The 25,698-nt window shown below is 66.6% G+C and carries 25 protein-coding genes and 1 pseudogene; 14 read left to right on the top strand and 12 right to left on the bottom strand.

Annotation, left to right across the window (positions count from 1 at the left end):
- The first annotated feature begins 7 nt into the window (after positions 1-7).
- From OHB26_RS31005 to OHB26_RS30995, 3 genes are all read left to right on the top strand, one after another.
- Positions 8-304, top strand: a complete 297-nt coding sequence (locus OHB26_RS31005) for a hypothetical protein (RefSeq protein ID WP_330180800.1) — start codon at positions 8-10, stop codon at positions 302-304.
- The gene (locus OHB26_RS31000) at positions 301-945 is read left to right on the top strand and encodes a DedA family protein (protein WP_330180799.1); all 645 of its coding nucleotides are present in this window, start codon (positions 301-303) and stop codon (positions 943-945) included. The genes OHB26_RS31005 and OHB26_RS31000 overlap by 4 nt, the downstream gene beginning before the upstream one ends.
- Positions 946-1,030: 85 nt before the next feature.
- Complete coding sequence (locus OHB26_RS30995) at positions 1,031-1,471, top strand: hypothetical protein (protein WP_330180798.1); 441 nt, start codon at positions 1,031-1,033, stop codon at positions 1,469-1,471.
- A gap of 23 nt (positions 1,472-1,494) precedes the next feature.
- On the opposite strand, the gene OHB26_RS30990 is transcribed toward OHB26_RS30995, so the two are convergent.
- Complete coding sequence (locus OHB26_RS30990) at positions 1,495-2,313, bottom strand: class I SAM-dependent methyltransferase (RefSeq protein WP_330180797.1); 819 nt, start codon at positions 2,311-2,313, stop codon at positions 1,495-1,497.
- Between the two features lie 75 nt (positions 2,314-2,388).
- Here OHB26_RS30990 and OHB26_RS30985 point away from each other — a divergent pair, with 75 nt between their 5' ends.
- Positions 2,389-2,976, top strand: coding sequence for a TetR/AcrR family transcriptional regulator (locus OHB26_RS30985; protein WP_330180796.1), 588 nt, complete (start codon positions 2,389-2,391; stop codon positions 2,974-2,976).
- Positions 2,977-3,046: 70 nt separating this feature from the next.
- The gene (locus OHB26_RS30980; RefSeq protein ID WP_330180795.1) at positions 3,047-3,460 is read left to right on the top strand and encodes a nitroreductase family deazaflavin-dependent oxidoreductase; all 414 of its coding nucleotides are present in this window, start codon (positions 3,047-3,049) and stop codon (positions 3,458-3,460) included.
- Between the two features lie 46 nt (positions 3,461-3,506).
- Here the strand turns inward: OHB26_RS30980 and OHB26_RS30975 are convergent.
- Positions 3,507-3,861: pseudogene (locus tag OHB26_RS30975) on the bottom strand (aminotransferase class III-fold pyridoxal phosphate-dependent enzyme); the annotation flags it as partial.
- A 199-nt stretch (positions 3,862-4,060) separates the two neighbouring features.
- Positions 4,061-5,497, bottom strand: a complete 1,437-nt coding sequence (locus tag OHB26_RS30970) for an aminobutyraldehyde dehydrogenase (RefSeq protein ID WP_330180794.1) — start codon at positions 5,495-5,497, stop codon at positions 4,061-4,063.
- Between the two features lie 216 nt (positions 5,498-5,713).
- Between OHB26_RS30970 and OHB26_RS30965 the strand changes: the two genes are divergently transcribed.
- The gene (locus tag OHB26_RS30965) at positions 5,714-7,234 is read left to right on the top strand and encodes a PucR family transcriptional regulator (protein ID WP_442942757.1); all 1,521 of its coding nucleotides are present in this window, start codon (positions 5,714-5,716) and stop codon (positions 7,232-7,234) included.
- A 6-nt stretch (positions 7,235-7,240) separates the two neighbouring features.
- Here OHB26_RS30965 and OHB26_RS30960 read toward each other — a convergent pair whose 3' ends face one another.
- A complete protein-coding gene (locus OHB26_RS30960; protein ID WP_330180792.1) occupies positions 7,241-8,014 on the bottom strand; it encodes a TetR/AcrR family transcriptional regulator in 774 nt (257 codons plus the stop codon).
- A gap of 100 nt (positions 8,015-8,114) precedes the next feature.
- On the opposite strand from OHB26_RS30960, the gene OHB26_RS30955 reads away from it, so the two are divergent.
- Together OHB26_RS30955 and OHB26_RS30950 are read left to right on the top strand one after the other, a co-directional pair.
- Positions 8,115-9,623, top strand: coding sequence for an APC family permease (locus OHB26_RS30955; protein ID WP_330180791.1), 1,509 nt, complete (start codon positions 8,115-8,117; stop codon positions 9,621-9,623).
- The gene (locus tag OHB26_RS30950) at positions 9,620-11,248 is read left to right on the top strand and encodes an amidohydrolase (protein WP_330180790.1); all 1,629 of its coding nucleotides are present in this window, start codon (positions 9,620-9,622) and stop codon (positions 11,246-11,248) included. Before OHB26_RS30955 ends, OHB26_RS30950 begins: the two co-directional genes overlap by 4 nt.
- Positions 11,249-11,402: 154 nt before the next feature.
- Here the strand turns inward: OHB26_RS30950 and OHB26_RS30945 are convergent, their stop codons facing one another.
- The 5 genes from OHB26_RS30945 to OHB26_RS30925 all read right to left on the bottom strand — a co-directional run bounded on the left by OHB26_RS30945 (position 11,403) and on the right by OHB26_RS30925 (position 15,830).
- Positions 11,403-12,515, bottom strand: coding sequence for a polyprenyl synthetase family protein (locus tag OHB26_RS30945; RefSeq protein ID WP_330180789.1), 1,113 nt, complete (start codon positions 12,513-12,515; stop codon positions 11,403-11,405).
- 202 nt (positions 12,516-12,717) lie between these two features.
- Positions 12,718-13,698 (bottom strand): terpene synthase family protein, encoded by a 981-nt coding sequence (locus OHB26_RS30940; protein WP_330180788.1) that lies wholly within the window; start codon positions 13,696-13,698, stop codon positions 12,718-12,720.
- 79 nt (positions 13,699-13,777) lie between these two features.
- Positions 13,778-14,554 (bottom strand): ABC transporter permease, encoded by a 777-nt coding sequence (locus tag OHB26_RS30935; protein WP_330180787.1) that lies wholly within the window; start codon positions 14,552-14,554, stop codon positions 13,778-13,780.
- Positions 14,551-15,207 carry an ABC transporter ATP-binding protein gene (locus tag OHB26_RS30930; protein WP_330180786.1) on the bottom strand — a complete coding sequence of 219 codons (657 nt, stop codon included), beginning with the start codon at positions 15,205-15,207 and terminating at the stop codon, positions 14,551-14,553. The genes OHB26_RS30935 and OHB26_RS30930 overlap by 4 nt, the downstream gene beginning before the upstream one ends.
- A gap of 44 nt (positions 15,208-15,251) precedes the next feature.
- On the bottom strand, positions 15,252-15,830 hold the full coding sequence (locus OHB26_RS30925) for a TetR/AcrR family transcriptional regulator (RefSeq protein ID WP_330180785.1): 579 nt from the start codon (positions 15,828-15,830) through the stop codon (positions 15,252-15,254).
- 74 nt (positions 15,831-15,904) lie between these two features.
- Between OHB26_RS30925 and OHB26_RS30920 the strand changes: the two genes are divergently transcribed.
- Together OHB26_RS30920 and OHB26_RS30915 are read left to right on the top strand one after the other, a co-directional pair.
- Positions 15,905-17,116, top strand: a complete 1,212-nt coding sequence (locus tag OHB26_RS30920) for an FAD-dependent monooxygenase (protein ID WP_330180784.1) — start codon at positions 15,905-15,907, stop codon at positions 17,114-17,116.
- A gap of 139 nt (positions 17,117-17,255) precedes the next feature.
- Positions 17,256-17,705 (top strand): nuclear transport factor 2 family protein, encoded by a 450-nt coding sequence (locus OHB26_RS30915; RefSeq protein WP_330180783.1) that lies wholly within the window; start codon positions 17,256-17,258, stop codon positions 17,703-17,705.
- Here the strand turns inward: OHB26_RS30915 and OHB26_RS30910 are convergent.
- A complete protein-coding gene (locus tag OHB26_RS30910) occupies positions 17,663-18,406 on the bottom strand; it encodes a hypothetical protein (protein ID WP_330180782.1) in 744 nt (247 codons plus the stop codon). The two genes, OHB26_RS30915 and OHB26_RS30910, sit on opposite strands and share 43 nt — an antisense overlap.
- Before the next feature lie 9 nt (positions 18,407-18,415).
- The gene (locus OHB26_RS30905) at positions 18,416-18,994 is read right to left on the bottom strand and encodes a hypothetical protein (RefSeq protein WP_330180781.1); all 579 of its coding nucleotides are present in this window, start codon (positions 18,992-18,994) and stop codon (positions 18,416-18,418) included.
- A 410-nt stretch (positions 18,995-19,404) separates the two neighbouring features.
- Here OHB26_RS30905 and OHB26_RS30900 point away from each other — a divergent pair, with 410 nt between their 5' ends.
- Both OHB26_RS30900 and OHB26_RS30895 read left to right on the top strand, forming a co-directional pair.
- Positions 19,405-20,640, top strand: a complete 1,236-nt coding sequence (locus tag OHB26_RS30900; protein WP_330180780.1) for a transcriptional regulator — start codon at positions 19,405-19,407, stop codon at positions 20,638-20,640.
- A 188-nt stretch (positions 20,641-20,828) separates the two neighbouring features.
- Positions 20,829-21,236, top strand: coding sequence for a DUF779 domain-containing protein (locus tag OHB26_RS30895; protein WP_330180779.1), 408 nt, complete (start codon positions 20,829-20,831; stop codon positions 21,234-21,236).
- Positions 21,237-21,352: 116 nt separating this feature from the next.
- Here the strand turns inward: OHB26_RS30895 and OHB26_RS30890 are convergent, their stop codons facing one another.
- Positions 21,353-22,906 (bottom strand): succinic semialdehyde dehydrogenase, encoded by a 1,554-nt coding sequence (locus tag OHB26_RS30890; RefSeq protein ID WP_330180778.1) that lies wholly within the window; start codon positions 22,904-22,906, stop codon positions 21,353-21,355.
- Between the two features lie 143 nt (positions 22,907-23,049).
- Here OHB26_RS30890 and OHB26_RS30885 point away from each other — a divergent pair, with 143 nt between their 5' ends.
- Both OHB26_RS30885 and OHB26_RS30880 read left to right on the top strand, forming a co-directional pair.
- A complete protein-coding gene (locus tag OHB26_RS30885; RefSeq protein WP_330180777.1) occupies positions 23,050-24,471 on the top strand; it encodes a DHA2 family efflux MFS transporter permease subunit in 1,422 nt (473 codons plus the stop codon).
- 5 nt (positions 24,472-24,476) lie between these two features.
- On the top strand, positions 24,477-25,487 hold the full coding sequence (locus tag OHB26_RS30880; protein ID WP_442943051.1) for a sigma-70 family RNA polymerase sigma factor: 1,011 nt from the start codon (positions 24,477-24,479) through the stop codon (positions 25,485-25,487).
- Positions 25,488-25,698 lie beyond the last annotated feature (211 nt).

The raw sequence follows: 25,698 nt of genomic DNA, 5'->3' as shown, positions 1-25,698 counted from the left end.
CACCGTAATGAGCTGGAGTGCACTCCAAGCAAGGCCTATTCCGGCGAGTTTCACACCGTTTGATCGCTTCGTCGTCGATGACGTAATCGGCGCCGCTCGAGTAATCCGGGATCGCGTGAAGCTCGTCGAATTGCGGCGCGAGGAGCTCGAACGGTGGTTTCCGGGTCCGCTCGGTGCGGTGCTCGCCGTGCGATTGCCGGTCGAGGAGCGCGCTGCCCGCACGGTTCGACCTCGCTGTCCCATTGCGGCCGAGGGCATTCGGTGTCCGGCCCGCGGTGCGGACTGGGTAGCGTGGCGGGCATGAACTCGCTGCTGCACCGGATCCTGGACATCGCGCCGGTGTGGATCTACGTCATTGTCACCGCGCTGGTGTTCGTGGAGGACGCCATCTTCGTCGGCTTCGTGGTGCCCGGTGAGACGGCGGCGGTGCTCGGCGGGGTCGCGGCAAGTCAAGGGCACGTCCAGCTTTGGGCGATGATCCTGCTGGTGGTGATCGCCGCGATCGTCGGCGACAGTGTCGGATACGAGGTCGGCAAGAAGGTCGGACCGCGACTTCTCGGCGTTCGGATGCTCGACAAGCATCGCGGCCGGGTCGAGCAGGCGCAGGACTTCCTGGCCAAGCGCGGCGGGTGGGCGGTCTTCTTCGGGCGCTTCACCGCCTTCTTCCGCGCCATGATGCCCGCCCTGGCGGGCACCTCGAAAATGCCCTACCGCCGCTTTCTGGCCTTCAATGCCTTCGGTGGAATCGTCTGGGGCGCAACCTTCGTGGTCCTGGGCTTCGTCGCGGGCAACTCCTACGAGCGGGTCGCCAAAACCGTCGGCCGCGATATCGCCATCGGTGTCGCCGTCGTGATCATTATCGGACTGATCGTCTGGAAGGTGCGCGAAAGCCGTCGCGAGCGCCACTTCGAAGCAGACTACGAAGCCGCCCACGAAGCCGAGTGACCCGAATCCACTGCGGAGTTCTCGGCAGCACGGCTCGGGGATGCCACCCGCGGTGATGCGCGACCCCTCTGGTTGGATGAAGCCAGTGACCAGCGTGCACTTCAAACTCGTCGGACCGCATCACCTGGATCAGGTGATGCCGGCCTGGGCACCTCAGTTCCCCCGGTTCGACCGTGTCGTCGGCTACACCGACCTCGGGCACGCCTTTCTCATGAGTACTCGCACCGGCGAATACGGCGTCCTGGACCCGTACTTCCCCGGCACCAAGGACTACGGCGTCTTCAGCGATATCTCCGCTTTCGTGGATCGAGTGCTGTTCGACCCCGACTTCATCACCTACATCCTTCAACCCCAACACGTTGCGGCCATTCGCCGCCGCCTCGGGCCGCTCAATGACGGCGAGGTCTATATCGCGACCCCCTATCCCTTCACGGGCGGCTCGGAGCATCCGGACTCGTATCACACCGGCGGTGTCTGGGCCTTCTACGATCTGGTCGCCCAGGCCCACGGCTTCGAAAGCGATTAGGCGCGTACGAGTTCAAGCGACTCTCAGTCGCGGGTCGCGGTGACGACAACGGCCGCGTACCGCACGGTGAAGCTGCCGCCGAGTGCGTCGATCGCCTCGCCGACCTCGTTCAGGACATCGGCGAGCGGCTCCGCTGTGAGTCGGGTGAGCGCGCCCTGAGTGGGTAGGACATCCAACCATTCGGCCCGGGTGTAGGACCGCTCCCAGTCGAATCTCCATAGTTCCGGCTCCGCGAACAGGCCCGACTTGCGAATGCCGTCGATCGCCCGATCTGTCAACGCCGGATATCCCTTGCGGCCCAACCGCATTGCCGCGACATCGAACGGCGAGTCGGGTAGTGCGCGCCGGAACGCCGTAATGAACGCCTCGGTGATCTCGGCGGGCGGTTCGGCGGCATTCCAGAAGGCGGCGAACCTGCCGTGCGGCCGCAGGACCGCCGCGGCCTTCTCGGCTCCGGCCACCGGATCGACCCAGTGCCACGCTTGCCCGGAGATGACCGCATCGAATTGCCGACCGGCCGGATCCCAGCTTTCGAACAGGCCCGGTTCGACCGTCACCCCCGTTGTGCGGGCGAACTCCGCCATGCGCGCATCGGGTTCGACGCCCAGGATCGTGCATCCCGCCGCCAGAAATTGCCGTGCCTCTATGCCTGTGCCGCAACCGATATCGAGCATCTCGCGCCCGGGACTCTCGTTCACGATGCGCGCCACCATGGCCTCGGGGTAATGCGGTCTGGTCCGGTCGTACCGACCGGCGTCCACGCCGAATGATTCGGCGACCTGGCGGTGCGAATGCGGCTCCGGCCTGGGGTGATCTGCCGGTTCATACGGTATTGTGGGCATGTGCCCACTCTAGTGGGCACATGCCCACTCGTCAACGAGTGCCGCACGAGTGCCTATGGGAGAGAAGGTTTTACGGTGCCGACCGGCGTAGCCCTGCGTGACGTCCGCGAACAACTGTTCGCCGCCGCCGAACGCGTGCTGTCGCGGGACGGGCCGAGCGCGCTCACCAGTCGCGCCGTCACCGATGAGGCGGGCTGCGCGAAAGGCGTACTGCACCGCCACTTCTCCGACTTCGACGATTTCCTCACCGAACTCGTCCGCGACCGCATCGCCCGCCTCGGCCACGACGCCGCCACACTGCGCGAATCCGCGGGCACCGGCACCGTCGACACGAACCTCGCCGATGCGGTGACCAAGGTCTTCGGCCCGGTCGCGGTGGCCATTGTCAGTCTGATCATCTTCCGCGACGAACTACGCATCCGACTACGCCGAAGCCGCCCGATAGGCGTCCCCCTGCTCTCGGATGCCACCGTCATGATCGCCGACTATCTCACCGCCGAACGGGATCTGGGCCGCCTCACCCCGCAGGCCGATATCGACACCCTCGCCCCCACGCTCATCGGCGCGGGCCATCTCCTGTTCGCCGATCGGACCGGCACGCCACCCGAGCCCGCTGCCGTTCGGAAGATGGTTGCCACGGTCCTGTCCACCGCTACGGCATGATCATCCGGAGACGGAATTTCACGGCCGCGCCCCAGGTTGGTGCGGGGGTAACTACGAGAGGGCGGATGAGATGAACGCATTCAACGACAGTGTGATCGAAGAGTTCCGGGCCAATGGCGGACGCGTCGGCGGGCCGTTCGAAGGCCGCACCAATATGGTCCTCATTACGACGACGGGCGCGAAATCGGGTCGTGAGATCACCAACCCGCTGGTGTACGTCCCCGATGGTGAGCGCATCGCGATCATCGCCTCCAACGGCGGCGCGGACAAGCATCCGGCCTGGTACCACAATCTGCGCGCCAATCCCGAGCTGACGGTCGAGCTGGGCGACGAAACCTACACCGGCAAGGCCGAATTCGTGACCGGCGCCGAGCGCGACGACCTGTATGAGCGCATGGTCGAACTCATGCCGCAGTTCGACGATTACCGGCGCAATACGACTCGTGAGATCCCGGTAGCCGTGGTCTATCGGCAGCCTGCCTAGCGCTGCCGGACCGGCGAGGGCTCCCCGGCTCGACGTCGTTGAAGTCTCAGGCGATCTCCGCGCGCAGAGCCTCAGCGAGCACACCCAGCCCCTCGATGAACAGCGCATCGCCGATGACCAGCGGTGGCAGCAGCCGAATCACATTGCCGTAGGTGCCGCAGGTCAGCACCACTACGCGCCGTGTGAGCGCGGCCGCCGCCACCGCCTTGGTGAGCACGGGATCCGGCAATCCCGTGCCCGGCTTCACAATCTCGATGGCGAGCATGGCCCCGCGCCCGCGCACATCCCCGATAACGCCGGTCTCCTGCGCGAGGGCTCGCAGTCGCGGCATGGCGATGGCTTCGAGTTCGCGCGCGCGAGCATAAATCGAGTGCACGCAGCTGCTCCAGGGCGGCCAGCGAGTTGGTTCTCGATGCGCGAAATCACCCGCTGCGCGGCCTATCACTCGTCAGTGTCGATTCGTCACGGTACGGATACGACATGGGCATCCGGTAGATAGCGCCGTGCTCACAATGCGCTGCTGGGGCAGACGGTAGGCGATCTCGGTCACGGTGCTGAACTCCCGGTCGAAAAGTGAAGGGCTGCCGGTGGATCGGCGTACTAGTGGGCGCTCATGACATGCTTTATCCGGGTGTACTCCTCGACGCTGTACATCGAGAGATCCTTGCCGTACCCGGACTGCTTGAACCCGCCGTGTGGCATCTCGGCTACCAGCGGAATATGGCAGTTGACCCACACCGCACCGAAATCCAGTGCGCGGGTGAGGTATTCGACGGTCGAGTGATCGCGGGTCCAGACACTGGAGGCCAGGCCGTAGCGCACACCATTGGCCAGTTCGATGGCCTGCTCGGTATCGCTGAACGATTGCACGGTCAGCACCGGCCCGAAGGTCTCGTCCTGCACGATCGAATCATCCTGGCGCACATCGGTGATCACGGTCGGCGCGATGAAGAAGCCCCGCTCCCCCACCCGTTGCCCGCCGGTACGGACCTTGGCGTGCCCGGGCAACGCCGCCAACTTGCCCATGACGGTTTCGAAATGGTTCACGTTGTTGAGCGGCCCGTAGAACGTCTCGGGATCATCGGGCAGACCCGGCTTGACCGTCTCGGCCTTGCGCACCAGCGCGTCGACGAGCTGATCGTGAATCGATTCGTGCACCAGTACCCGGGTGGCCGCGGTGCAGTCCTGTCCGGCATTGAAGAACGCCGCCTCGGCGATAGTGCTTGCGGCAGCGTCGATATCGACATCCGGGAACACCACGGCCGGGGCCTTACCGCCGAGCTCCAGGTGCGCGCGCTTGAGCTGGGTGGCCGCCGCACCGGCAACCGCGATACCCGCGCGCACCGATCCGGTGATCGACACCAGACCGGGTGTCGGATGATTCACGATCGCTTCACCGGTGCTCGCGTCACCGAGCACGATATTCAGAACTCCGTCCGGCAGAATGCCTTTCGAGATCTTGGCCAGCACCAATGTGCTCTCCGGTGTCGTATCACTCGGCTTGAGTACCACGGTGTTCCCGGCGGCGAGCGCGGGACCGATCTTCCAGATCGCCATCATGAACGGGTAGTTCCACGGCGTCACCTGGCCCACCACGCCGATCGGTTCGCGGCGCACATGCGAGGTGAATCCCTCCATGTACTCCCCGGCCGCGCGACCCTCCAAAAGTCTTGCGGCCCCGGCGAAGAAGCGAATGTGGTCGGCGCTGACCGCGATCTCCTCGGCCGCGATAACGGCCTTGGGCTGTCCGGTATTGCGGGACTGCGCCGCGACGATTTCCTCGCTGTGCGCCTCGATGGCGTCGGCCAGCTTCAAAAGCGCCGCCTGGCGCGCACCCGGTGTCGTCTTTCCCCAGGTCGTGAAGGCGCGGGCGGCGGCGGTCATGGCCGCGTCCACATCGGCGGGGGTCGAGATCGGGGCCTGCCCGACCACGCTCTCGTCGACCGGATTCACCAGGTCGAGGGTTGAAGTACCGGACGACGCGACGAACTCGCCGTCGATGTAGTTCTGGAGCACGGGACTCGATGCTGAGGTCACTGTTCATCTCCCGGAAGGCGCGGTGTGCTTTTGTGCGTGCTTTCGGACAGTGTGCACGCGTTTGAATTCAACGCTGTGGTCGATTCAACCCCGTGTTCGATTCAACACCGTGTTCGATTCAACCCCGTGACTCGCCGGTAGGTGAGTGCCGAAACGGCTATTGCCGGGGCGTGTCATCGACAATCTGTACACTCGCAAATCTGCGAAAGGGGTCCTGTGTCGGTACCGGTGAGTTGGGTTCTGTCCCAGCTTGACCTGGCGATTCCATTGCGTGGCGGTGCCGCGGGCATCGGCCGCACCATCGACCTGGTCATCACCACCGAATTGGAGAACCCCTTCCGCTGGCTGTCCGGTGGCGAACTGGTGCTCACCACCGGTATGCGATTACCCGCCACGCCCGATGCCCGCGCCTCCTACCTGCGCAGACTCAATGAACGAGGCGTCGCCGCGGTCGGTTTCGGAATCGGGCTCAGTCACCCGGAGATACCGGAAGACATGATCAGGACCGCCGACGATATCGGCATCCCGCTCTTCGAAGTGCCGCTGCCGACCCCGTTCGCGGCCATCGTCAAGAGGGTCACCGAACGTTCGGCGCAGCTGCAATACGACGCGCTACTGCGCGCCTCGCGGGCCCAGCCCCGCATGACCCGGGCGCTGGTTCGATCCGGTGCGCGGGCGATAGTTCGGGAACTGGCCACCTCACTGCGCGCGACCGTCCTGGTGCTCGACGCCGATACGCGAATCACCGATGTGCACCCCGACGCCCCCGATGACGAACTGCTGCACACCGTCCGCACCGCCCTGGCCTCGGATCCGGCGGCCGCCAGCGGCGTGCACACCGTGCACGGCCAGTCGATCACCCATCAGCGCATCGGTGTGGGCGGCCGCGTGCACGGAGACCTGGTCGTGGTCAGCCCCGCCCCGCTCAGCGCCGTCGACCAGATCCTGCTCGGCCACGCGAACTCATTGCTGGCCTTGGATTTCGAGAAACCCGCCCGACTATGGGAGGCCCAGCACCGACTGAACAGCACCGTGCTGGGCCTATTACTCAGTCATGAGACCAACCTGGCCCCCGCCTGGACGCATCTGGCGCAGGCCGCCGATGCCGCCGGCCGTATTCGAGTGCTCGCCGCCGACTGCGACACCCTGGACGCGGTCGACGATATTCGCTCGGTCGCCGAGAGTATGGCCGTGCGCTCGGGGCATCCGCTGTTCCTGCATCTGATCGACCGTCGCGTCCGTGTGGTGTTGCCCGGAGTCGCGGCCGTCGCCTTCGCTCGCGAACTCGCCGCCGATCTGTCCCCCGGCACCAGCCGTGCGGTCCGCTTCGGCCTCAGCGGTGAGCATCCGCTGCCCGAGCTGGTCACCGCCACCGAGGCCGCCTCCCTGGCCGCCGCGGCCGCCGAACGCGGTAGTGCGCCATCGGAATTCGGTGCGCTCACCGGCCGATCGCTACTGTCCTTCGACTCCACCCGCCAGGTGCTGGACACCCTGGCCAAGACGATGCTGACCCCGCTCACCGATCACGACTCCGCGCACGGCACCGAACTGCTGATCTCACTACGCGCCTATCTCGAGGCGAATGGTCAGTGGGAGGCGGCGGCCGCGGCGACCGGCGTGCACCGGCACACGCTGCGCAAGCGCATCGCCACCGCGCAGGACCTGCTCGGCTGCGATCTGGACAGTGCCCGGGTGCGCGCGGAGCTGCTGCTGGCAATCCTCGCGGGCGGCAACTGAACTCGGTCAGGCCGGTGACTCGGGCCGCTCCGGCTCGGATTCGGCCCGAACCGCGGTCCGGGCGCGGGATTTACGAGGTCGCAGCGCCTGGAGCCGGGCGGCGGCGGCATCGAGAAACAGTTCGAGCGCGTAATCGTAGGATTTGCGGCGCATTTCGTCTCGCAGCAGCGGTGCGACGGCGACCAGATGCGGATACGTTTTCGGAGCGAGCGCCGGGTAGATTTCGTCCCAGACCCGATACTCGGCCGCCCGGGCGCTCTCCGGCATCGCGCTCCAGCAGGATTCCTGTGCCGCGCTCGCCATGCCCTGATCCACGAGCGCGTGGTAGAGCCGCACCGCCTCCTCGTCCGGGAATCCGGCGCCGCGCAGCACGCCCAGGACGGTGTTGATGGATTCGGCCTCCTTCGCCCGCCCGGTGGTGCGATACATGGTGAGTGTGGCAACCTGCGGGCAGTCCAGATATCCATCTCGAATACGGTGACCTATGGTCCGCAGATCCCGCCGCCAATCGCCGGTCGGCGCATACTCCGCCATGGTGCGGCCGATGAGTTCGTCGGCGACCGCGAGCAGCAGGTCATCGGTGCCTTTGAAGTATCGGTACAGCGCCGACGGGTCCGCGCCCAGTGCCGCCCCGAGTCGCCGTACCGAGAGTCCGCCCGCCCCGTGCTCGCGCATCATGCGCAGCGCGGTATCGACGATCAGCTCCTCCGAAAGTATGGCTCCCTGTTTGCTGGGTCGGTGGCGCTGGCGGGGTTTTCCGGGGGTCCGAAGGTCGCTCATGCGACGCAGCTTATGTCAACACCATTGACATAAATAGCCGTTGACATTTCTATATGGACACCGCTCCTGTGCGCACCCCCACTTTCGGAAGTTGAACTGCATGACCACCACTCCAATGCGTAGGTCACTCGGCGTCCTCGACAATGTCGTCATCGCCGCATCCAGTACCGCGGCAACAACCAGTATCGGCATCGGCCTGGGTCTCACCGCGGGCGTTGTCGGCCTGCACCTGCCGATCATCATGGCGCTGGCCGTCATTCCGGTCGCCTGCATAGCGGGCGCATATGCCCATCTGAACCGGGTCGAACCCAATGCGGGCAATACCTATGTCTGGGTGGGCCGTTCGCTGAACCCGTGGCTCGGCTTCCTGTGCGGCTGGGTGATGGCGGTGAGCATGGTGCTGTTCCTGGCGTACACCACCACCGTCACCGGCTCATCGATTCTGGCGCTGGCGGGTCAGGCCGGACTGCGCAGTATCGGCGGGGTCGAGCTCACCGCCGAATCGACACTGCAGTCCACCCTGGTCGGATTGCTCCTACTGGTCGCGGCGGTCATCACCGCGATCGTCGGCGTGGATCTGGCCGCCAAGGTGCAGAGCGTGCTGCTCATCTTCGAATACGTTGTGCTGCTTGGCTTCTGCGGCTACGGCTTGTTCGTCGGCGATCAGCCCTTCAGTATGGACTGGGTCGATCCGTTCGATATCCCCTCGGGCGCGGCCTTCGCACAGGGCATGGTGCTGGCGGTGTTCTGCTACTGGGGCTTCGACTCCGCGTACAGCATGACCGAGGAGTGCCACGACAGCCGCACCTCCGGTCGCGCGGGGGCCTACACGCTGATCCTCATGTTGGGTCTGTTCCTGTTGGCGTCCTTCGCCTTTCAGCGCGTGCTGCCACTGGACGAAATGGCCGATCACGGTGCCGAGGGACTGGTCTACTTCGGAAATGCCTTGGCCACTTCGCCTTTGACGCTGCTGCCGATGATCGCGCTGACCTTCTCCGCGGTCGCCTCGCTGCAATCGGGTGTCTTGCCCACGGTGCGTGGCATGTTCGCCATGAGCCGTGACCGCACGCTCGGCCCGGTGTGGGCGCGCGTCCATCCGCGCTATGGGACCCCCGCCGCCGGAACCCTCGTGCTCGGTGCGCTGGCGATGGTCGTCTGCGTGGTGGCGCTGGCCATTCCGAAGGTGCCCGATCTGATCAATGCGACCGTGAACGCCATCGGCATCATCGTCGCGCTCTACTACGCCGCGACCGCACTCGCGGCGGCTGTCCGATTCCGCGGATTGCTGCGAGTCGGTGTGCGCGCGGCCGTGGTCCCGGTCATCCTGCCGATGCTCGGCGCGATCCTGCTGCTGGGCCTCGCGGGCGCCCTGAGCTGGGACTACTGGAGTGGCGTCGACCATTACGAGGTCGCCGCCGACAACGGCTGGTTCGTACTCTCGGTGCCGCTGGCCATGGTCCTGTCCGGAATCGCGGTCGCCGCCTGGGCCAAATGGGTGCGCCGCTCCCCCTACTTCCTGCGCCCCGCGCGCGAGACGCTGGTAACCGAAGACATCGAAGAGCCAGCCCTGCCCGAACCGATCCCCTCGTTGTCAGGAGCAACCGAATGACCCACGCCGACCTTGTGTTCACCGGCGGCACCGTCCTCACCATGGACTCGGCGCGCAGCCGCGCCACCGCGCTCGCCGTCACCGGCGACCGCATCACCGCCGTCGGACACGCCGAGGTGCGGGCAGCGATCGGTCCGCGCACCGAGGTGGTGGATCTGACCGGACGGGCCCTGTTGCCCGGCTTCCAGGACGCGCATATCCACGCCGCCTCCGCAGGCGTCGAACTGGGCGAATGCGATCTCACCGGCACGGTGGACCTCGATGAGTACTTCCGCCGCATCACCGCCTATGCCGCCGAACATCCCGAGCGGGAATGGATTACCGGTAGCGGCTGGTCGATGGAGAGCTTTCCGGGCGGTGTGCCGACCCGGCAGCAGCTCGACGCTCTGGTGCCCGATCGCCCGGTGTATCTCACCAATCGCGATCATCACGGCGCCTGGGCCAATACCCGGGCGCTGGAACGGGCCGGGATCACTGCGGATTCACCGGATCCGGCGGACGGTCGCATCGAACGCGAGCCCGACGGCACACCCGCGGGCATGCTCCAGGAGGGCGCGATGCACCTGGTCGAGCAGGTGCTTCCGGCCATCACCGCCGAGGACCGGATGGCGGGACTGCTGCGCGCGCAGGCGCACCTGCACGCGCTGGGGATCACCGCCTGGCAGGACGCGTACCTCAGTGCCGACGGCGGTCCGATGGATCACGCCGCCACCTACTTCGCGGCCTCGGAGAACGGCACCCTCACCGCTCGTGTCAGCGGCGCACAGTGGTGGGAGCGGGAACAGGGCGCCGCGCAGATTCCGGCAATGATCCTGCGCCGCAAGCAGTTCCAGTCCGAGCGTTTCCGCCTCGACACCGTCAAGATCATGCAGGACGGCATCGCGGAGAACTACACCGCGGCCATGACCGTGCCGTACAAGGATCGGCACGGCTGCTGCACCGGCAACTCCGGACTCAGCTTCGTCGATCCGATCGCGCTGCGCGACTACGTGACCGAACTGGACGCACTCGACTTCCAGGTGCACTTCCACGCCCTGGGCGATCGCGCGGTCCGCGAATCCCTCGACGCGGTCGAGGCGGCCCTCATCGCCAACGGCCCGCGCGGCAATCGCCACCACCTGGCACATCTGCAGGTGGTGCACGCGGACGATATCCCACGCTTCCATCGCCTGGGCGCGGTGGCGAATCTGCAACCGCTGTGGGCGGCGCACGAGGCGCAGATGGATGAGCTCACCCTGCCCTTCATGGGTGGTGACCTGGCCGAACGGCAGTACATGTTCGGTGATCTGCTGCGCGCCGGCGCCACTCTCGCGTGCGGCAGCGACTGGCCGGTGAGCGAGGCCGCACCGCTGGCGGGCATCCATGTGGCGGTCAATCGCATTCATCCGGACTCGGACGAGCCGCCGCTGCTGCCCGAACAGCGACTGGATCTGATGACCGCCCTCGCCGCGTACACCGCCGGCTCGGCGTATGTGAACCGCCGCGATGACACCGGCACGCTGCGGGTCGGCGCACTCGCGGATCTCGTTGTGCTGGACCGGGATCCGTTCGAACACCGGCCCTCGGAGATCGCCGAAACCCAGGTCGATCAGACCTATGTCGGCGGTGTCCGGGTCTTCGGTTGAGGCGAATTCGAGGGGGGTGACACCGCGGCGCGCCGGGCGCGATGCTATTGTCTTGGACATCAGTCGCCCGTCGTGCGCGGCAATCCCCCTTCTTCGGTAAGAGACAAAGTATGTGTAACCGTCGGTTACACATAAATCCTCTGCCCTGCGTCGATTACTTGTCTCGATGGGCGACCAGGTGCGCCAGCGCCGTCAGATCGGCCGCGGCCACCTCCGGCGGGAGTGCGCCCAGCGCCGACTCCAATGCGGCGGCGGCACGTCCGAGCGTGTGTTCCCGCCCGCCCGCCTCCTCGATCAACAGGGCCGCCCGGGCCGCGCGCTGCGCGGTCATCGGCTGGCGCGCGTGATACATACGCGCGAACTCCCGGCCCGGATTGGTATCCGAGGCCAGTGCGGAGACCACCGGGAACGACTGTTTGCGCTGAATCAGATCGCTGTGCGCGGGCTTTCCCGTCACCGCGGGATCACCCCAGATATCGATGGCATCGTCGACCAGTTGGAACACCAGGCCGAGTTCGCAGCCGAAGGTGTGCATGGCCGACACCACGCGATGATCCGCGCCCGCGCAGAGCGCGCCGAGGGCGCACGCACAGCCCAGGAGCGCACCGGTCTTACCCGCGGCCATGGTGAGGTACTCGTCCACGCTCACCGAGGACCGCGCCGCGAAGGCGCAATCCTCGTACTGCCCCCGGCACAGTGTGACGGTGGCGCGGGCCAGCCGGATGACCGCCTCGGCCGTGACCGGTTCGGGCACACCGTCGGAGAGCACACCCAGCGCCAGTGCCTGCAAAGCATCGCCGAGCAGCGTGGCATTGGTTTCACCCCACACCCGCCAGACCGTGGGCCGGCCGTGCCGGAACGGGTCCGCGTCCATGACATCGTCATGCACCAGCGAGAAGTTGTGCAGCAGTTCGACGGCCGCGGCCGCGTGGGTCGCGTTCTCGATACTGCCGCCGCAGGCCACGGCGGCGGCGAAAGTGAGAGCAGGGCGTAAAGCCTTGCCCTGCGCGCCGGTGATCGCCACTCCGTCGGCATCACACCAGCCGAAGTGGTAGCCCGCCATGCGATCCATCGGGTCGGCGAGCGAGTCGACCGCCGCGCGCAGCACCGGTTCGATGGCCAGGCGGGCGGCGGCCAGCTGTCTGCGGGCCGCGTGCTGTGCGCCACTCTCGGCCGGGTGTTGGCCGTACTCGGCGGGCCGCTGGCGTATTTCGCTGTGGCTCAACTGGTTGGCCATACTCGGCCGGGACAGTCCCCATCGGCGCATACCGTCGAGTCGTTGTCCCGCTGTGGTTCTGGTCGGTTTCGACGCTCGCATAATCCGCCCCGCTCACTCGGACACACGGCCTCCGCAGCCACCCGGCGGTGATTGGGCGGCCATGCATAGAAGAGTCCAATCGTCCCACTCGGATGCGAAAACGCGGGGCCGCCTGTGGATTTCATTTCGGCAACGGCGGCTCCGCCGCAGTTCAGGTGAGTGGCAGGCCGTGTTCCAGGGCCTCCACCGGCGCGCTCGTATAACGGGCCGCTTGATAGTGGTAATCAAAATTCGCCCGAACGTACACCGTGTAATTGGTTGCGGTGGCCAAGGTGTCGTCGCGATCACGATCGACGACACCGGCATCGTCCAGTTCGGCGGGGAGTCGCTCCAGGGCTGCCGTCATGCGGTCTATGCACTCGGTGAGCATGTCGTTCACCAGCTTGAGCGCCTGAGGTCTGTTGTGCCCGAGGTGATATTCGGCGAGCAGCACCGAATTGTAGAGGTAACCGGACGCTTCGTCCGAGGCCACCGAGAGCACATCGTTGAACAGGCCCATATGCTCGACCGCGGCCTCACGCAGACTGCGCATGGCCGGAAGATAGCGGGCGGCCGCGGCCAGATCCACTCCTTCGGCCCGCTCGCTGATATCGAGAAAGACGAAGAGCGCCACCCCGTCTCGGCGATGCGCGCGATAGGTCTCCAGATCCGGAAGATTTCCGGAGAGTCGGCCCACACTCTCGGTGTAGTACGTCCAGAGCCAGTCCCGGATCTCCCCCCGCACGGCTTCGCGCCACTCCGGCGAGCGGCCCTCCGACAGCCGCCGCCACAGGTCGGCGAACGCCACGGCGAGGACGCCGGAAGGTTGCCTGGCACTGTCGAATACCGCGTTGAGGGCCTGTACGGCCTCCAAACTGCGCTGGGGATCCGGAATTTCAATATCGAACTGATCGTCGACGACGAAAGCCCAAGCCGTGTACTGGCTCAGGAGTGTGAGCTCCTCGACATCGGCGTGCGGACACCAGAGCGCGTACATTCGCGCAGGTCTGGTGCGTTCCATCCGCCGCCGCGTCAACTCGGTGGGTATCAGCTCGAACGCCTCGAGCCACTCCCACATACCCGCCTCTGCCTCCAGCTCCCGCGGATTGAGCTCCACCGGCGCGTAGGGCATGAAGAAATCGGTTGGTTCCATCGAAACTGCCTATCTCCCAACCAGTTTACCTGCCGATATGACAATACCGGCGTTTCAGGCTCAACCGGCGATCCGACCGCTATTCGGCCACCGACACCAGGCGCTGCACGGGGTCGAAGAGGGTCTGTTCGGCGACCCTGGTGGCTGCCAGAGCCGCGAGAGTCGTTGCGGCCAAGAGCATATACATGACCACTATCTGGTAGCGGATCGCTGTGAGCGGATCCACACCCGCGAGAATCAAACCTGTCATCGCCCCCGGCAGACTGATCAGACCGACCACCTTCGTAGAGTCTATCGCGGGGATGAGCGCGGTGCGCAGCGCCGAGCGGCGATAGGGCAGGAAGGCGTCATGCGCCGAAAGGCCAAGCGCCAGACGGGCTTCTACGGCGTCGCGGTTGTGTCGCGCGTCCTCGGCGAGACGGCGCAGGGCGATACCGGTGGCCTGCATGGCCGAGGAGACGATCATCCCGCCCACCGGAACCACCACGCGGGCGTGGGTGGAGATGACGCCCAACAGGATCAGCGCGCCGAGGGTGACGGCCGAACCGAACGCCACGCCCAGGGTCGCGGAGCGGCGGGCATGCGGTAGGCCCGCGCCGCGGCGGCCGGCTACGAAGCCCGCGATCACGACCATGAGCACGACCCAGCCGAGCGCGCCCGGCAATCCGGTGTGGCGGAACAGGATCAGCAGTACCGCGCCCACGGCGATCAGCTGGACTCCGGCCCGCGCGGCGGCGATGAGCAACTCGCGGGTGAGGTTGAGGCGCTGGCGATAGGCGATCAGCGCGGCCAGACCGACCAGTAGCAGTGACGCCGTGACACCGGTCCAGTCGGGTACCGAGAGTTCGTTGGTCACGACCGGTCCACCTCCCCCTCGGCGGCGAGGCGGGACAGCTTGCCGCGCTCCAGATACCAGATGTCGTCGGCCACTCCGGCGACGAATGTGGTGTCGTGGCTTACCAATACGACGCTGCCGCCCGCGGCGGTGTGCTTGCGAATGAGATCTCCGATGTGCGCCGCGGCGGTGTCGTCCAGGGCGGAGGTCGGTTCGTCCAGGAGCAGCACCTCGGGCTCCACCGCGAGCGCTCGGGCCAGGCAAACCCGCTGTGCCTCACCGCCGGACAGCTCCGCACAGCGCCGATCGGCGAAGTCCGGGGGTAATCCGGCGCGGGTGAGGAGTTCGTTGACCCGCTCGGCGGAGACCGGGCGACCCACCCGCACCTCGTCCGCGACGGTATCGGTGAGCAGCACCGGTTTCTGTGCTACCAGCCCGACCTGGCGGCGCAGCGGTAGCACCGGCAGATCAGTGATGGGTGTGCCGTCCATGAGGATGCGGCCTGCGCCGGGGTCGGCGAAGCGGTTCAGCAGGCGCAGCAGAGTGGTCTTGCCCGCGCCGCTGGGACCGATCACCGCGGCGCAGCGACCGTCGGGGAAGGTCGCGCTCACCTCGACCAGCAGCGGTGTCGATCCGTAGCCTGCGCTGACCTTTTCCAGGGTGATGGTGGGCACGGCACCACAATGCCGCAAAGTCGGGCACTCGGCCCGGCGCCGCGCTATCCGGCGGTGGCCGTCTGCCCGGCCGGGGCGGTGATCCGGTGCAGGGCTTCGGCGAGATCGGTTCCGGTGGGCGCGGTTTCGGGGTCGATGAGCAGTTGGGCGGCGACACCGATCAGGAGTGCCTGATAGAACGTGCCGACCCTGCGACTCGCCTCGGGATCGGAGTCCTCCATACCCTCGAAGAGACCGGCCAGACCCCTTTGCGCCTCGGGCGTGGTGGCGGCCAGTTGTTCACGGGATTCGGTGTGGGACAGCGCGTCCAGGGTGGCGGACCAGACGCCCCGGTGTGCGGTGATGGATTCGCGCACGGTGTCCCAGCGCGCGGCGAAGCGGCGCAGGGCATCGGGTTCGGTGGCGTCCGTGGCGGTCAGTGCGCGCGCCAGCTCGGTGCCCCATTCCTGGGTGGCCGCGGTGAGGGCCGCGGTGAGCAGGGCCTCCTTGGAGCCGAAGTGGTAACCGATGGCGGCCATGCTCACGCCGGAGGCGGTGGCGATATCGCGCACCGTGGTGCGGGCGAAGCCCTTCTCGAACAGGCAGGTGCGTGCGCCGGCCAGCAGATCCTCGCGATTTCCCATGCCGAGCAGCATAGTGCAAATGCCTGAAACAAAGGTATTGCGCAAACGCCTAAGACATTTGTACAGTTTTGGTCATGCAGCAGATCGCCAACCGCAATGTCCTGATCTCCGGTGCCAGCATCGCGGGTCCCGCCCTCGCCTTCTGGCTCAAGCGCTATGGCTTCAACCCGACCATCGTCGAGAAGGCTCCGGCCCTGCGCGAGGGGGGCCAGGCCATCGATGTGCTCGGCACCGCCACCGATGTACTGCGCCGGATGGGCCTGCTCGAGCGGGTGCACGAACTCCAGACGGGTAAGCGTGGGACCTCGTACGTGGCTGCCGACGGCACCGTCAAGGCCAGCATCAGCAGTGAGGTCTTCAATGGCGTCGGGGCCAACGGTGATGCCGAGATCGCGCGCGGGGATCTGTCCCGGGTGCTCTACGAGGCCACCCGCGAGGATGTCGAGTACCTGTTCGGTGACTCCATCGCCGCGCTCACCGAAACCGAGGACGGCGTGCGGGTGCGGTTCGAACACTCCCCCGCCCGCACCTTCGATCTGGTGATCGGCGCCGATGGCGTCCACTCCCACACGCGCGCACTGGTTTTCGGCCCGGAGTCGGAATTCGTCCGGCATATGGGCTACTACATCTCGATCTTCACCATGCCCAACCTGCTGAAGCTGGATCGCTGGGAGCTGGACTACAACACCCCCGGCAAGATCGCGGGCAGCTACAGCGCTCGCGAGAACACCGAAGCCAAGGCGATTTTCGCGTGGGCCTCGGAACAGCTGGACTACGACTATCGCGATATCGACGCGCAGCGCCGGATTCTCACCGACACGTTCGCCGGTCAGGGTTGGGAGGTGCCGCGCCTGCTCGCGGAACTGTCTGCGGCACAGGACTTCTACTTCGATGCCATGGCGCAGATCACGATGGAGACCTGGTCGAAGGGGCGGGTATCGCTGGTCGGGGACGCCGGGTATTGCGCCTCACCGCTCTCCGGGCAGGGTGCGGATCTCTCGCTGGTCGGCGCCTATCTGCTCGCGGGTGAATTGGCCGCTGCCGCAGGCGATTACCGGGTCGCGTTCGCGCGCTACGAGCGGGAGATGCGTCCGATGGTCGATGCCTGCCAGAAGTTCGCCGAAGGTGTGGGTCGGTGGTACGCGCCCGGGAGCAAGGCCATGATCCGGGTGCGCAATCTGAACGTTCGGCTGCTCCCCTACCTGCCCTGGCGCGGACTCATGGGCGGGACTCCGCAGCAGGTCGCCCGGACGGTCGCCGCCAAGAGTTATGCCGCTCGCGCATAACCGGGTGAATATTGCGGACCGGTCTGGACGAGATCGATTGCACCCCCGTATCTTTCGAAAACACAAGATCAGCCGCCGGTGCGCCGTACGCTCGGGCACCGACCCACAGCCGTATCGGCACAACCCCGGAGGCGCGCGCATGCTGTCCCTGCAGGAGATTTCGGACCGGATGGAGATCGAGGACCTGATGGTCCGGTACTCGCACGCCGTGGACACCCACCAGTGGGAGCTGCTCGACGAACTCTTCACCGCCGACGCCCATATCGACTACACGGCCATGGGCGGTCCGGCCGGTGATCTGGCCTCCACCAAGGCGTTCCTGGCCTCCGTCATGCCCAATTTCTCGGCGTTCCAGCATATGGTCGCGAACTCCGCGATTCGGGTGGAGGGCGATCACGCGACCGCCCGCACCATGTGCCACAACCCGATGGTGGTGGCTGGTGCGGACGGTCATCAGCGGTTGATGCTGTGCGGGCTCTGGTACCACGACAGCTTCGTCCGGGTGGACGGTGCGTGGCGGATCCGCCAGCGGATCGAGGAGAAGTCCTATATGTTCGTCGCCCCGCCCGCCGATGCCGTCATGAGCTGATCGAACAGCTCACGGTATCCGCGCAGTGCCTGCCGCAACTCCTCGGTGTCCGAGCCGTTTCCATGCTGCCAGCGCTGCTCCAACTGCTGACGGCGCTGCGCGAAATCATCGGCCAGCGCCTGAATGGTCCCGGAGACCAATTGATCGGCCCGAGTCACCGCATCCTTCGGATCATCGACGAACATGCCCTGCACCTCACGCCACTGCCCGCGCAACTGCGTCGGGTCGGTGGCGGGGGTTCGCTGCCCGTGCTGTCCCCGCGCCTCGTCGAAGCGCGGTGACTGACCGGGGTTCCGGATCTGACCGGGCTGGCGGGGATCGTCGATCTGGGACCGCTGACCGGCGTGCGGCGCTTGTCCGAATCCCTGGCCCTGCTGGCTGAATTCCGGGGACTGGCCCGAATGGCGGGTCTGGCCCAGAGCCGGGTCCTGGCCCGAATGTGTTGCCCCGGTCGGATCCTCGTGGCGCTCGCGATCCGAGCGCTGCGTTTCGCGCCCTGAGGCTTCACCGTGGGCGTCGGGGCTCAGGTTCTCCGCCCCGTCGTGGCCTGCGGTCGCGGTGCGCCCGCCGGTGTCGGCGGCGCGGCCACTGGTGCGTTCGGCGATGGGCCGGTCATCGGGCCCGGCGGACCGGACATCGCCGCCGGTCACCGTATTCTCCTCGGCGGCAAGCTGTTTCGCCTGCTCTGATTCGATACTCATGGTTGTTCCTCACTTCTCGGTTGTCGCGTGGCGGCCGTCGCGGGTGGTGTCGCCATTGACGCCCACCAGGTCCGCGAACAGTTGGCGGTAGTCGACGATGGCGGCGCGCATATCCTCGGTGGAAACCTCACCGCGCCCGGCTCGTCCGGCGATCTCATGTGCGCGCCGATACTCCGCCAGCGGCCGTGCGTGCTCGACCGAGAGATCGGCGACCTGCTGGTCGTAGCCCTCGGTCGGATAGCCGCGATCGGCCATGGCCAGCGTCAGCAGTCGGTCGGCATTGTCCAGCGCGCGTGCCGGATCGTCGATGAACTGCTCCTGCACATGCGCCCACTGCATGGTGTAGCGGCGCTTCTCGTCGTCGCCGAGTTCGCGCAGCCGCAATTGGCTGTGCCGCTTCTCCCGTTCGGTGAGTTCGCGTTCGGCCTCGCGCCGGCTGTCCGCCTGCTCGAGGGTGCGGTCGTACTCCGGTCCGAACCGTTCACGCAGCTTTCGACTGCGCATGCGCGGCAGCAACGCCAACGCGATCACCACCACCGCGGCGATCACCAGAATGATGATGACCACGGTTGTCATTGCACCCGACATCTGTACCTCCTCGTCGAGTCCGTCCTCTTGCGGACGTAATGCCTCGACTGAGCGGGCTCAAACGCGATACGGGATTACTCGCCGTGCGGCAGTGCGATGACGGCAGTCGCGCGGCGGGCATTTCGGTTGCGGCCGAGCGATCTTCAGGCGCGACGGCACTTCTCGATCCACGCCGCCCGCGAAGCGGGAGCAATCATGTTCACACCGATGCGAAATGGGTACGCCATACCTGCTGCCTACCAATCGAATCCGACGAGATCGCAAGCACCGAGATCCGGCCGTTCGCGAAGCCTGCGAAGGCGGTCGGATCGAATTACCGCGTGGACTCCACCGAATGGGGTACACGTGGCGAGTCCGCGCGCCATCATGGGGTATCGCATTTCCGAGTCGCCCCGCGAGGAGTTTGCGCGATGACACACCTGCCCGCCCTATCACAGCAGCGCGCGGAGTTGGAGAAGGTGTGGGCGCGCTGGGCCGCGGGCACGCGACAGTTACCGGCGATCGTGACTCCGAATGTTCCGGTCCCGACGCTTCGGGAAGAGGTCGTCGAGTCGTGGGAGCGTTCGTTGCGCACGGTGGATCCGGCGCGCGCGGTCGCACCCGCCACCGATCGCGACGAATTGGGTGCGCGCTGGGCGGATTCGCCGTTGCGGACACCGGTCACCGAATTGGCCGGGGAGATTCGGGCCATTGCCGAGGACGCGGGGATGATCGCGGTCGTCACCGATGACGAAGGGACCGTGCTGTTCAGCTGTGGCGATCGGTCGGTTCGGCGGCGGGCCGAGACGGTGAACCTGGCGCCGGGTGGTTGCTGGGACGAGCCGTATATGGGAACCAGCGGCGTCGCGCTCAGCCTGCACACCGGTCGGCCCAGTTCGGTGTGGGCCGCAGAGCATTTGGTGGAGGCCCTGCACGGGTGGGTCTGCTATTGCGCCCCGATTCGCGCCGCCGACGGTCGGCAGCTGGGCGTGCTGGATCTGTCGACCTACTGGGATCGCTCGCATCCGATGATCCTCAGCACGGTGCGCGCCTTGGTCACGGCCATCGAATCACGTTTGCATACGGAGCAATCCAGGCCGGTCGCACGCACCCGCCTCGAATGCCTGGGCGTGCCACGCCTGTTCAAGCAGGGTCGGCAGATTGCCATGCGCCCGCGTCAGGTGGAGATTCTCACCCTGCTCGCCCTGGAGCCGGAGGGCTTCACGCCGGAGCGTCTGCACGCCGCGGTCTACGGTGACCGGTCGGTGTCCCCGAGCACCCTCAAGGCCGATGTCTCGCGGCTGCGCCGCGCCACCGACGGTCGGATCGCGGACCGCCGCTATATGCTCACCGATCCGGTGGCCTGCGACGCGACCGAACTGCTCGCCGCGCTCGAAGCGGGCGATCTGGCCACCGCCGTGCGGCTGTATCGCGGTCCGCTACTACCGGATTCGGATATCCCCGGCATTGTGCAGTGGCGTGAACATCTCGACGTCGGACTGCGCACCGCGGTACTCGCGGATCGAAATCCCGAGCACGCCTTGCGATTCGGGCAGCGTTGTCCGGACGATATCGAAATCCACGAGCACGCACTGCGTTTGCTCGCCCCCGGCGACAGTCGTCGTGCGCTGGTGGCGGCTCGGTTGCACACCGCATTACGCGCGTAGTTGGTCGATGGTGAGCGGGTTCCCGGTCACCTCGGCGATCTGAGACAACCGCCCGCCGGTTGGAGCATCGTTGTGCGCGGGTTGCACTGAACAGCCTACTTTTCACCAACCGCGCGCCAACCCTCTGCCAACCCCACGGGTTCATAGTGACCCCGGTCACCGCATATCTGCGATCAGGAGCCGCGACCATGAAGACGGGTTCCGTTACCAGAGTGGCCATTACCGACGCCGCGGCCGATGTGCTGCAAGGCCTCATCTCCCACCACGGTCCGGTCATGTTCCACCAGTCCGGCAGCTGCGATGACGGCAGTTCGCCAATGTGCTACCCGCTGGGCGACTTCCGAGTCGCCGCGGCCGACGTCCTACTCGGCCGCGTCTTCCCCGACACCCCGTTCTGGTTGACCGCCGACCAGTACGAACACTGGCGCCACACCCATCTCACCGTCGACGTCACCCCCGGCCGCAGCGCCGGGTTCTCCCTGGAAGTCCCCGAGGGGGTCCGATTCGTCATCCGGTCCCGGTTGTTCACAGATGCCGAAGCGGCAGTGCTGGAAGCGGCTCCCGCCCCGCCCCGCGGCATCGACCTGACCGGATGACAGGCGGCGCGGCCGGTTTCTCCGGGCCGGCCGCGCCACCGCCCAACCCACTCGTGATGTGCCCGAGGCGTTCTCGGCTACGGAGGCTCGGGTACATCACCTGTATGCACGTTGGTTCAGCGGCCCGGGAGGTACTTGATGGCTCGGGCTACGCCCATGAGGAAGGGCTGCCATTTGTCCTGGGAGATCAGGGGTGGAGGGTCGAGGTTGAGGAAGCGGGTTACCACGACGGTTCGGGGTTCGGTGAATTTGAGGAGGCCGTCGGGGCCGTGGCGGCGACCTACGCCGGAGATGCCCATACCGCCCATGGGGGCGCCGGTGGAGCCCCAGGCCGGGGCGTAGCCCTCGTCGATATTCACTGTGCCCGCGTGTAGGCGGGAGGCGATGCGCTCGCCTTCGGCTTTGCTGCTTGCCCAGACGCTGGCGTTGAGGCCGTATTCGGTGTCGTTGGCTCGGGTGATGGCCTCTTCGACATCGGCTACCGGGTAGATGGAGACCAGGGGGCCGAAGGTTTCGTTGCGGCCGCATTCCATGGCGTCGGTGACGCCGGACAGCACCGTGGGTTCGAAGAAGAGGGGGCCGAGGTCGGGGCGGGGGTTGCCGCCCGCCAGCACCTTCGCGCCCTTGGAGACGGCGTCGGCCACGTGTTTGGTGACCGTTTCGAGTTGGGCTTCGGAGATCAGGCTGCCGATGTCCTGCGAGTAGTCGTAGGCCGCACCGACTTTCGCGGCCTTGACCGCCGTGACGAACTTTTCGGTGAATTCGGCGGCCACCGACTGCTCGACGTAGAGGCGCTCGATGGAGATGCAGAGCTGGCCCGCGTTGGAGAAGCACGCGCGCACAGCGGCTTTGGCGGCCTTGTCGAGGTCCGCGCCCGCGGTGACGATCATCGGGTTCTTGCCACCGAGTTCGGCGGAGAAGCCGATCAGGCGGCGGCCGCACTGTTCGGCCAGGGTGCGGCCGGTGTCTGAGGAGCCGGTGAACATGAGGTAGTCGCAGGCGTCCACGATGGCGGTGCCGACGACCGTACCGGGTCCGGTGACCACGGCGAACAGATCGCGGGGCAGACCGGCGCGGGCGAACAGTTCGGCATTGGCCAGCGAGGAGTACGGGGTTTGGCTGTCCGGCTTGACCACCACGGCATTACCCGCCAGCAGTGCGGGGATGGAGTCGCCGATGGACAGCAGCATCGGATAATTCCACGGCGCGATGACGCCGACAACGCCCTTGGGCACCGCATGCACCGACGTCCGGTTCAGCACCGGGAACGCCCCGGGCACACTGTGTTCGGCCAGCAGTCGCGGCGCGACGCGGGCGAAGTGACGGGCCGCGAACATCAGGCCCATGATCTCTTCCTGGGCGGCCCAGCGCGCCTTGCCGGTCTCGGCCTGCACCACATCCATCAGGTATTCGCGGTTCTCCACCACGAGATCCCGGTAGCGGTTGAAGACCGCGGCTCGCTCCTTGACGGGGCGGGCGGCCCATTCCGTCTGTGCGGCACGTGCTTTCGTGACGGCGGCGGTGACATCGGCGGCGGTGCCCACCGGCACCGAACCGAGCGTCCTGCCGGTGAACACCTCGGTGATCGCGCGGGTTTCGCGATCCTCGGTGGTATCCACTGCCGCGAACGTCCGCAGACGTTCGAAGACTGCGGCTGCCGGAACGGGCATCGTCGCCTCCTACTTACAAGTTACTGCCGGGTACACACAATCTACTCTTACCGGAACGCCGGGACCGCCGACTGGGGCCGATGAATTCGCCGCGTGCCGCGAGTAAGTACTCGTGACATCCCTTCGAAGAAGGACCGCACACGATGAAAATGACAGTCGGTCAGCGCTGGGTACTCGCGCTCACCTCACTCGCCGGGCTGATGATCGTGCTGGACGCACTGGTCGTCACCACGGCCCTGCACGCGATTCAACTCGATCTGCACGCCTCACTCGGCGCACTGGAATGGACCATCAACGCCTACAACCTGAGCTTCGCGGTCCTGCTGATGGCCGGAGCCGCGCTCGGCGACCGCTATGGCCGCAGGCGCGTACTCGCCTCGGGACTGACCGTGTTCACGGTGGCTTCCGCCGGCTGCGCACTGGCGCCGAATCTGGGCTGGTTGATCGCCGCGCGCACCGCGCAGGGGATCGGCGCGGCGGCCATCATGCCGGTGGCGGTGGCCCTGCTCTCGGCGGCCTTCGAACCCGCACAACGCACCCGCGCCCTCGGACTGTTCGCCGCCACAACGGGATTGGGCACACTCGGCGGCCCGCTCCTGGGCGGCGCGGTGGTGCAGGGGCTGACGTGGCAGTGGATCTTCTGGATCAACGTCCCGATCGGGGTACTGCTGGTCCCGCTGGTGCGGACGCGACTGCCCGAAAGCTTCGGCCTGGCAAGGCGATTGGATTACGCCGGGATCGCGCTGGTGAGCATTGCCGCCTTCGGCCTGGTGTGGGGCTTGATCCGGGGCAATGAATCCGGTTGGGCTGGTACCGAAGTCGTGACGGCGTTCGTCATCGGTGCGGCCGCACTCGCCGGGTTCATTCGCTGGGAGTCGCACACCGCCGCACCGCTGGTCCCCATGGGATTCTTCGTCTCCCGCGCCTTCTCTGCGGGTAATGCGGCCGGATTCCTGCTGACCGCCTCGATTTTCAGCGGCGCGTTCTTCTTCACCCAGTTCCTGCAGGTGGTCATGGGCTACGGTCCGCTCGGCGCGGGTCTGCGGCTGGCCCCCTGGACCGTCACGCTGTTCCTCATCGCACCCGTCGCGGGCAGGCGGGTCAACAGGTTCGGTGAGCGCCCGCTCGTGGTGCTGGGCCTGGTGATGCAGGCCGCCGGTTTCGGTTGGATCGCCCTGATCGCTCGCCCCGATCTGCCGTATCCGATGCTGCTCGCGCCCTTCGTGATCGCCGGTATAGGTGCGTCGATGGCGATTCCGTCGGCTCAGAGCGCGGTCCTGCGCGCGGTGCCCATGACCGCCGTCGGCGCCGCCTCCGGCACCTACAGTGCGCTGCGTCAGCTCGGTGGGGCCTTCGGAATCGCGGTCCCCGCGGCGGTCTTCGCCGCGGTCGGCAGCTTCGCCTCGGCGCAGGCTTTCACCGATGGTTTCGCCGCCGCGACGGTGACGGCGGCGCTGCTCGCCGTGCTCGGCGCGCTGCTGGGCCTGCTCATTCCGGCCGGTGCGCCGGTGCCCGACGCGGTGGTCGCGGCACTCGATGCCGAGCAGCTGGGAACGCCCGCGTGACCGGCATCGACACCCGTCGCTCCGAGCACGCGGTAGGTTCCTCGTCCATGCCGGACAGTACCGAATTCGCTTCCCGCACAGGGCCGTTCCGGCCGGAGTTGCTCGCGCACTGCTACCGCATGCTGGGTTCGATTCACGAGGCCGAGGATCTGGTGCAGGACACCATGCTGCGGGCCTGGCGGGCGGCCGATCGCTTCGACGAGCGCAAGAGTTCACTGCGCACCTGGCTCTATCGGATCGCCACCAATGTCTGTCTCACCGCGCTCGAACAGCGCGGCAGGCGCGCCCTGCCCACCGGGCTGGTCGGCCCGAGCGAACAGCTGGTACCGACCCCGCAGCGGTATCCGGAGATTCCCTGGCTGGAACCGATTCCCGATGCGCTACTGGGCGATTCGGCCGATGATCCGGCGGCGGTGGTGACGGCGCGCAGCGGTATCCGGCTCGCCTTCATCGCGGCGCTGCAGTACCTGCCCGCCCGTCAGCGCGCCGTATTGATCCTGCGCGATGTGCTGGCCTGGTCCGCCGCCGAGGTCGCCGATCTGCTCGAGACCTCCCCCGCCGCGATCAACAGCGCGCTACAGCGCGCACATGCCCACCTGGAGAAGGTTGCCCCGATGCTGGATCAGATGTCGGAATCGCTGAGCCCGCAGGAGCGGATGGCGGTGGACCGCTACATGCACTTCTTCGGCCGCTCGGATATGCGGGGCCTGGCCGAACTGCTGCGCGACGATGTCGTCATGGAGATGCCGCCCGCCCTGGTGTGGTTCGCGGGCCGCGCCGATGTGCTCGAATTCTTCACCGCCAAAACAGGTTCCGATCCGGGCAGGTGGCGTTGCGTGGGTACGGCCGCCAATACCCAACCCGCGGCCGCCTGCTATCAGCGGGACGACCAGGGCATCTACCGCGCACAATCCATCCACGTGCTGACTGTCCAGGATGGGGGCATCGACAAGATCACCGTGTTCCTGGGGTCCCAGCTGTTCGAACGCTTCGGTCTGCCCGCGACCCTCGAATAGCGGCCAAGAATCGTTGATCTGTAACCAATGGGCAGTCGAGACCGAACAATCCCCCAGCACCAGCTCTACCGAATAGCACCTGATGAGTTCCGTTATCGCTCGGCGTGCGGCACGCGTACGAGGGGTGTGCGTGCCGCATACCGGGGAAGACCACGCTGTCCCAGCATGATCGGTTGCGGCAATCCCCGGTGGTGGACAGCGGACCTTACTC

Origin of the sequence: Nocardia sp. NBC_01503 (genome assembly GCF_036327755.1) — a bacterium.
Taxonomy (GTDB): Bacteria; Actinomycetota; Actinomycetes; order Mycobacteriales; family Mycobacteriaceae; genus Nocardia.
Note: the sequence above shows the minus strand (reverse complement) of the source record. Positions and strands in the feature narration are given on the sequence as shown.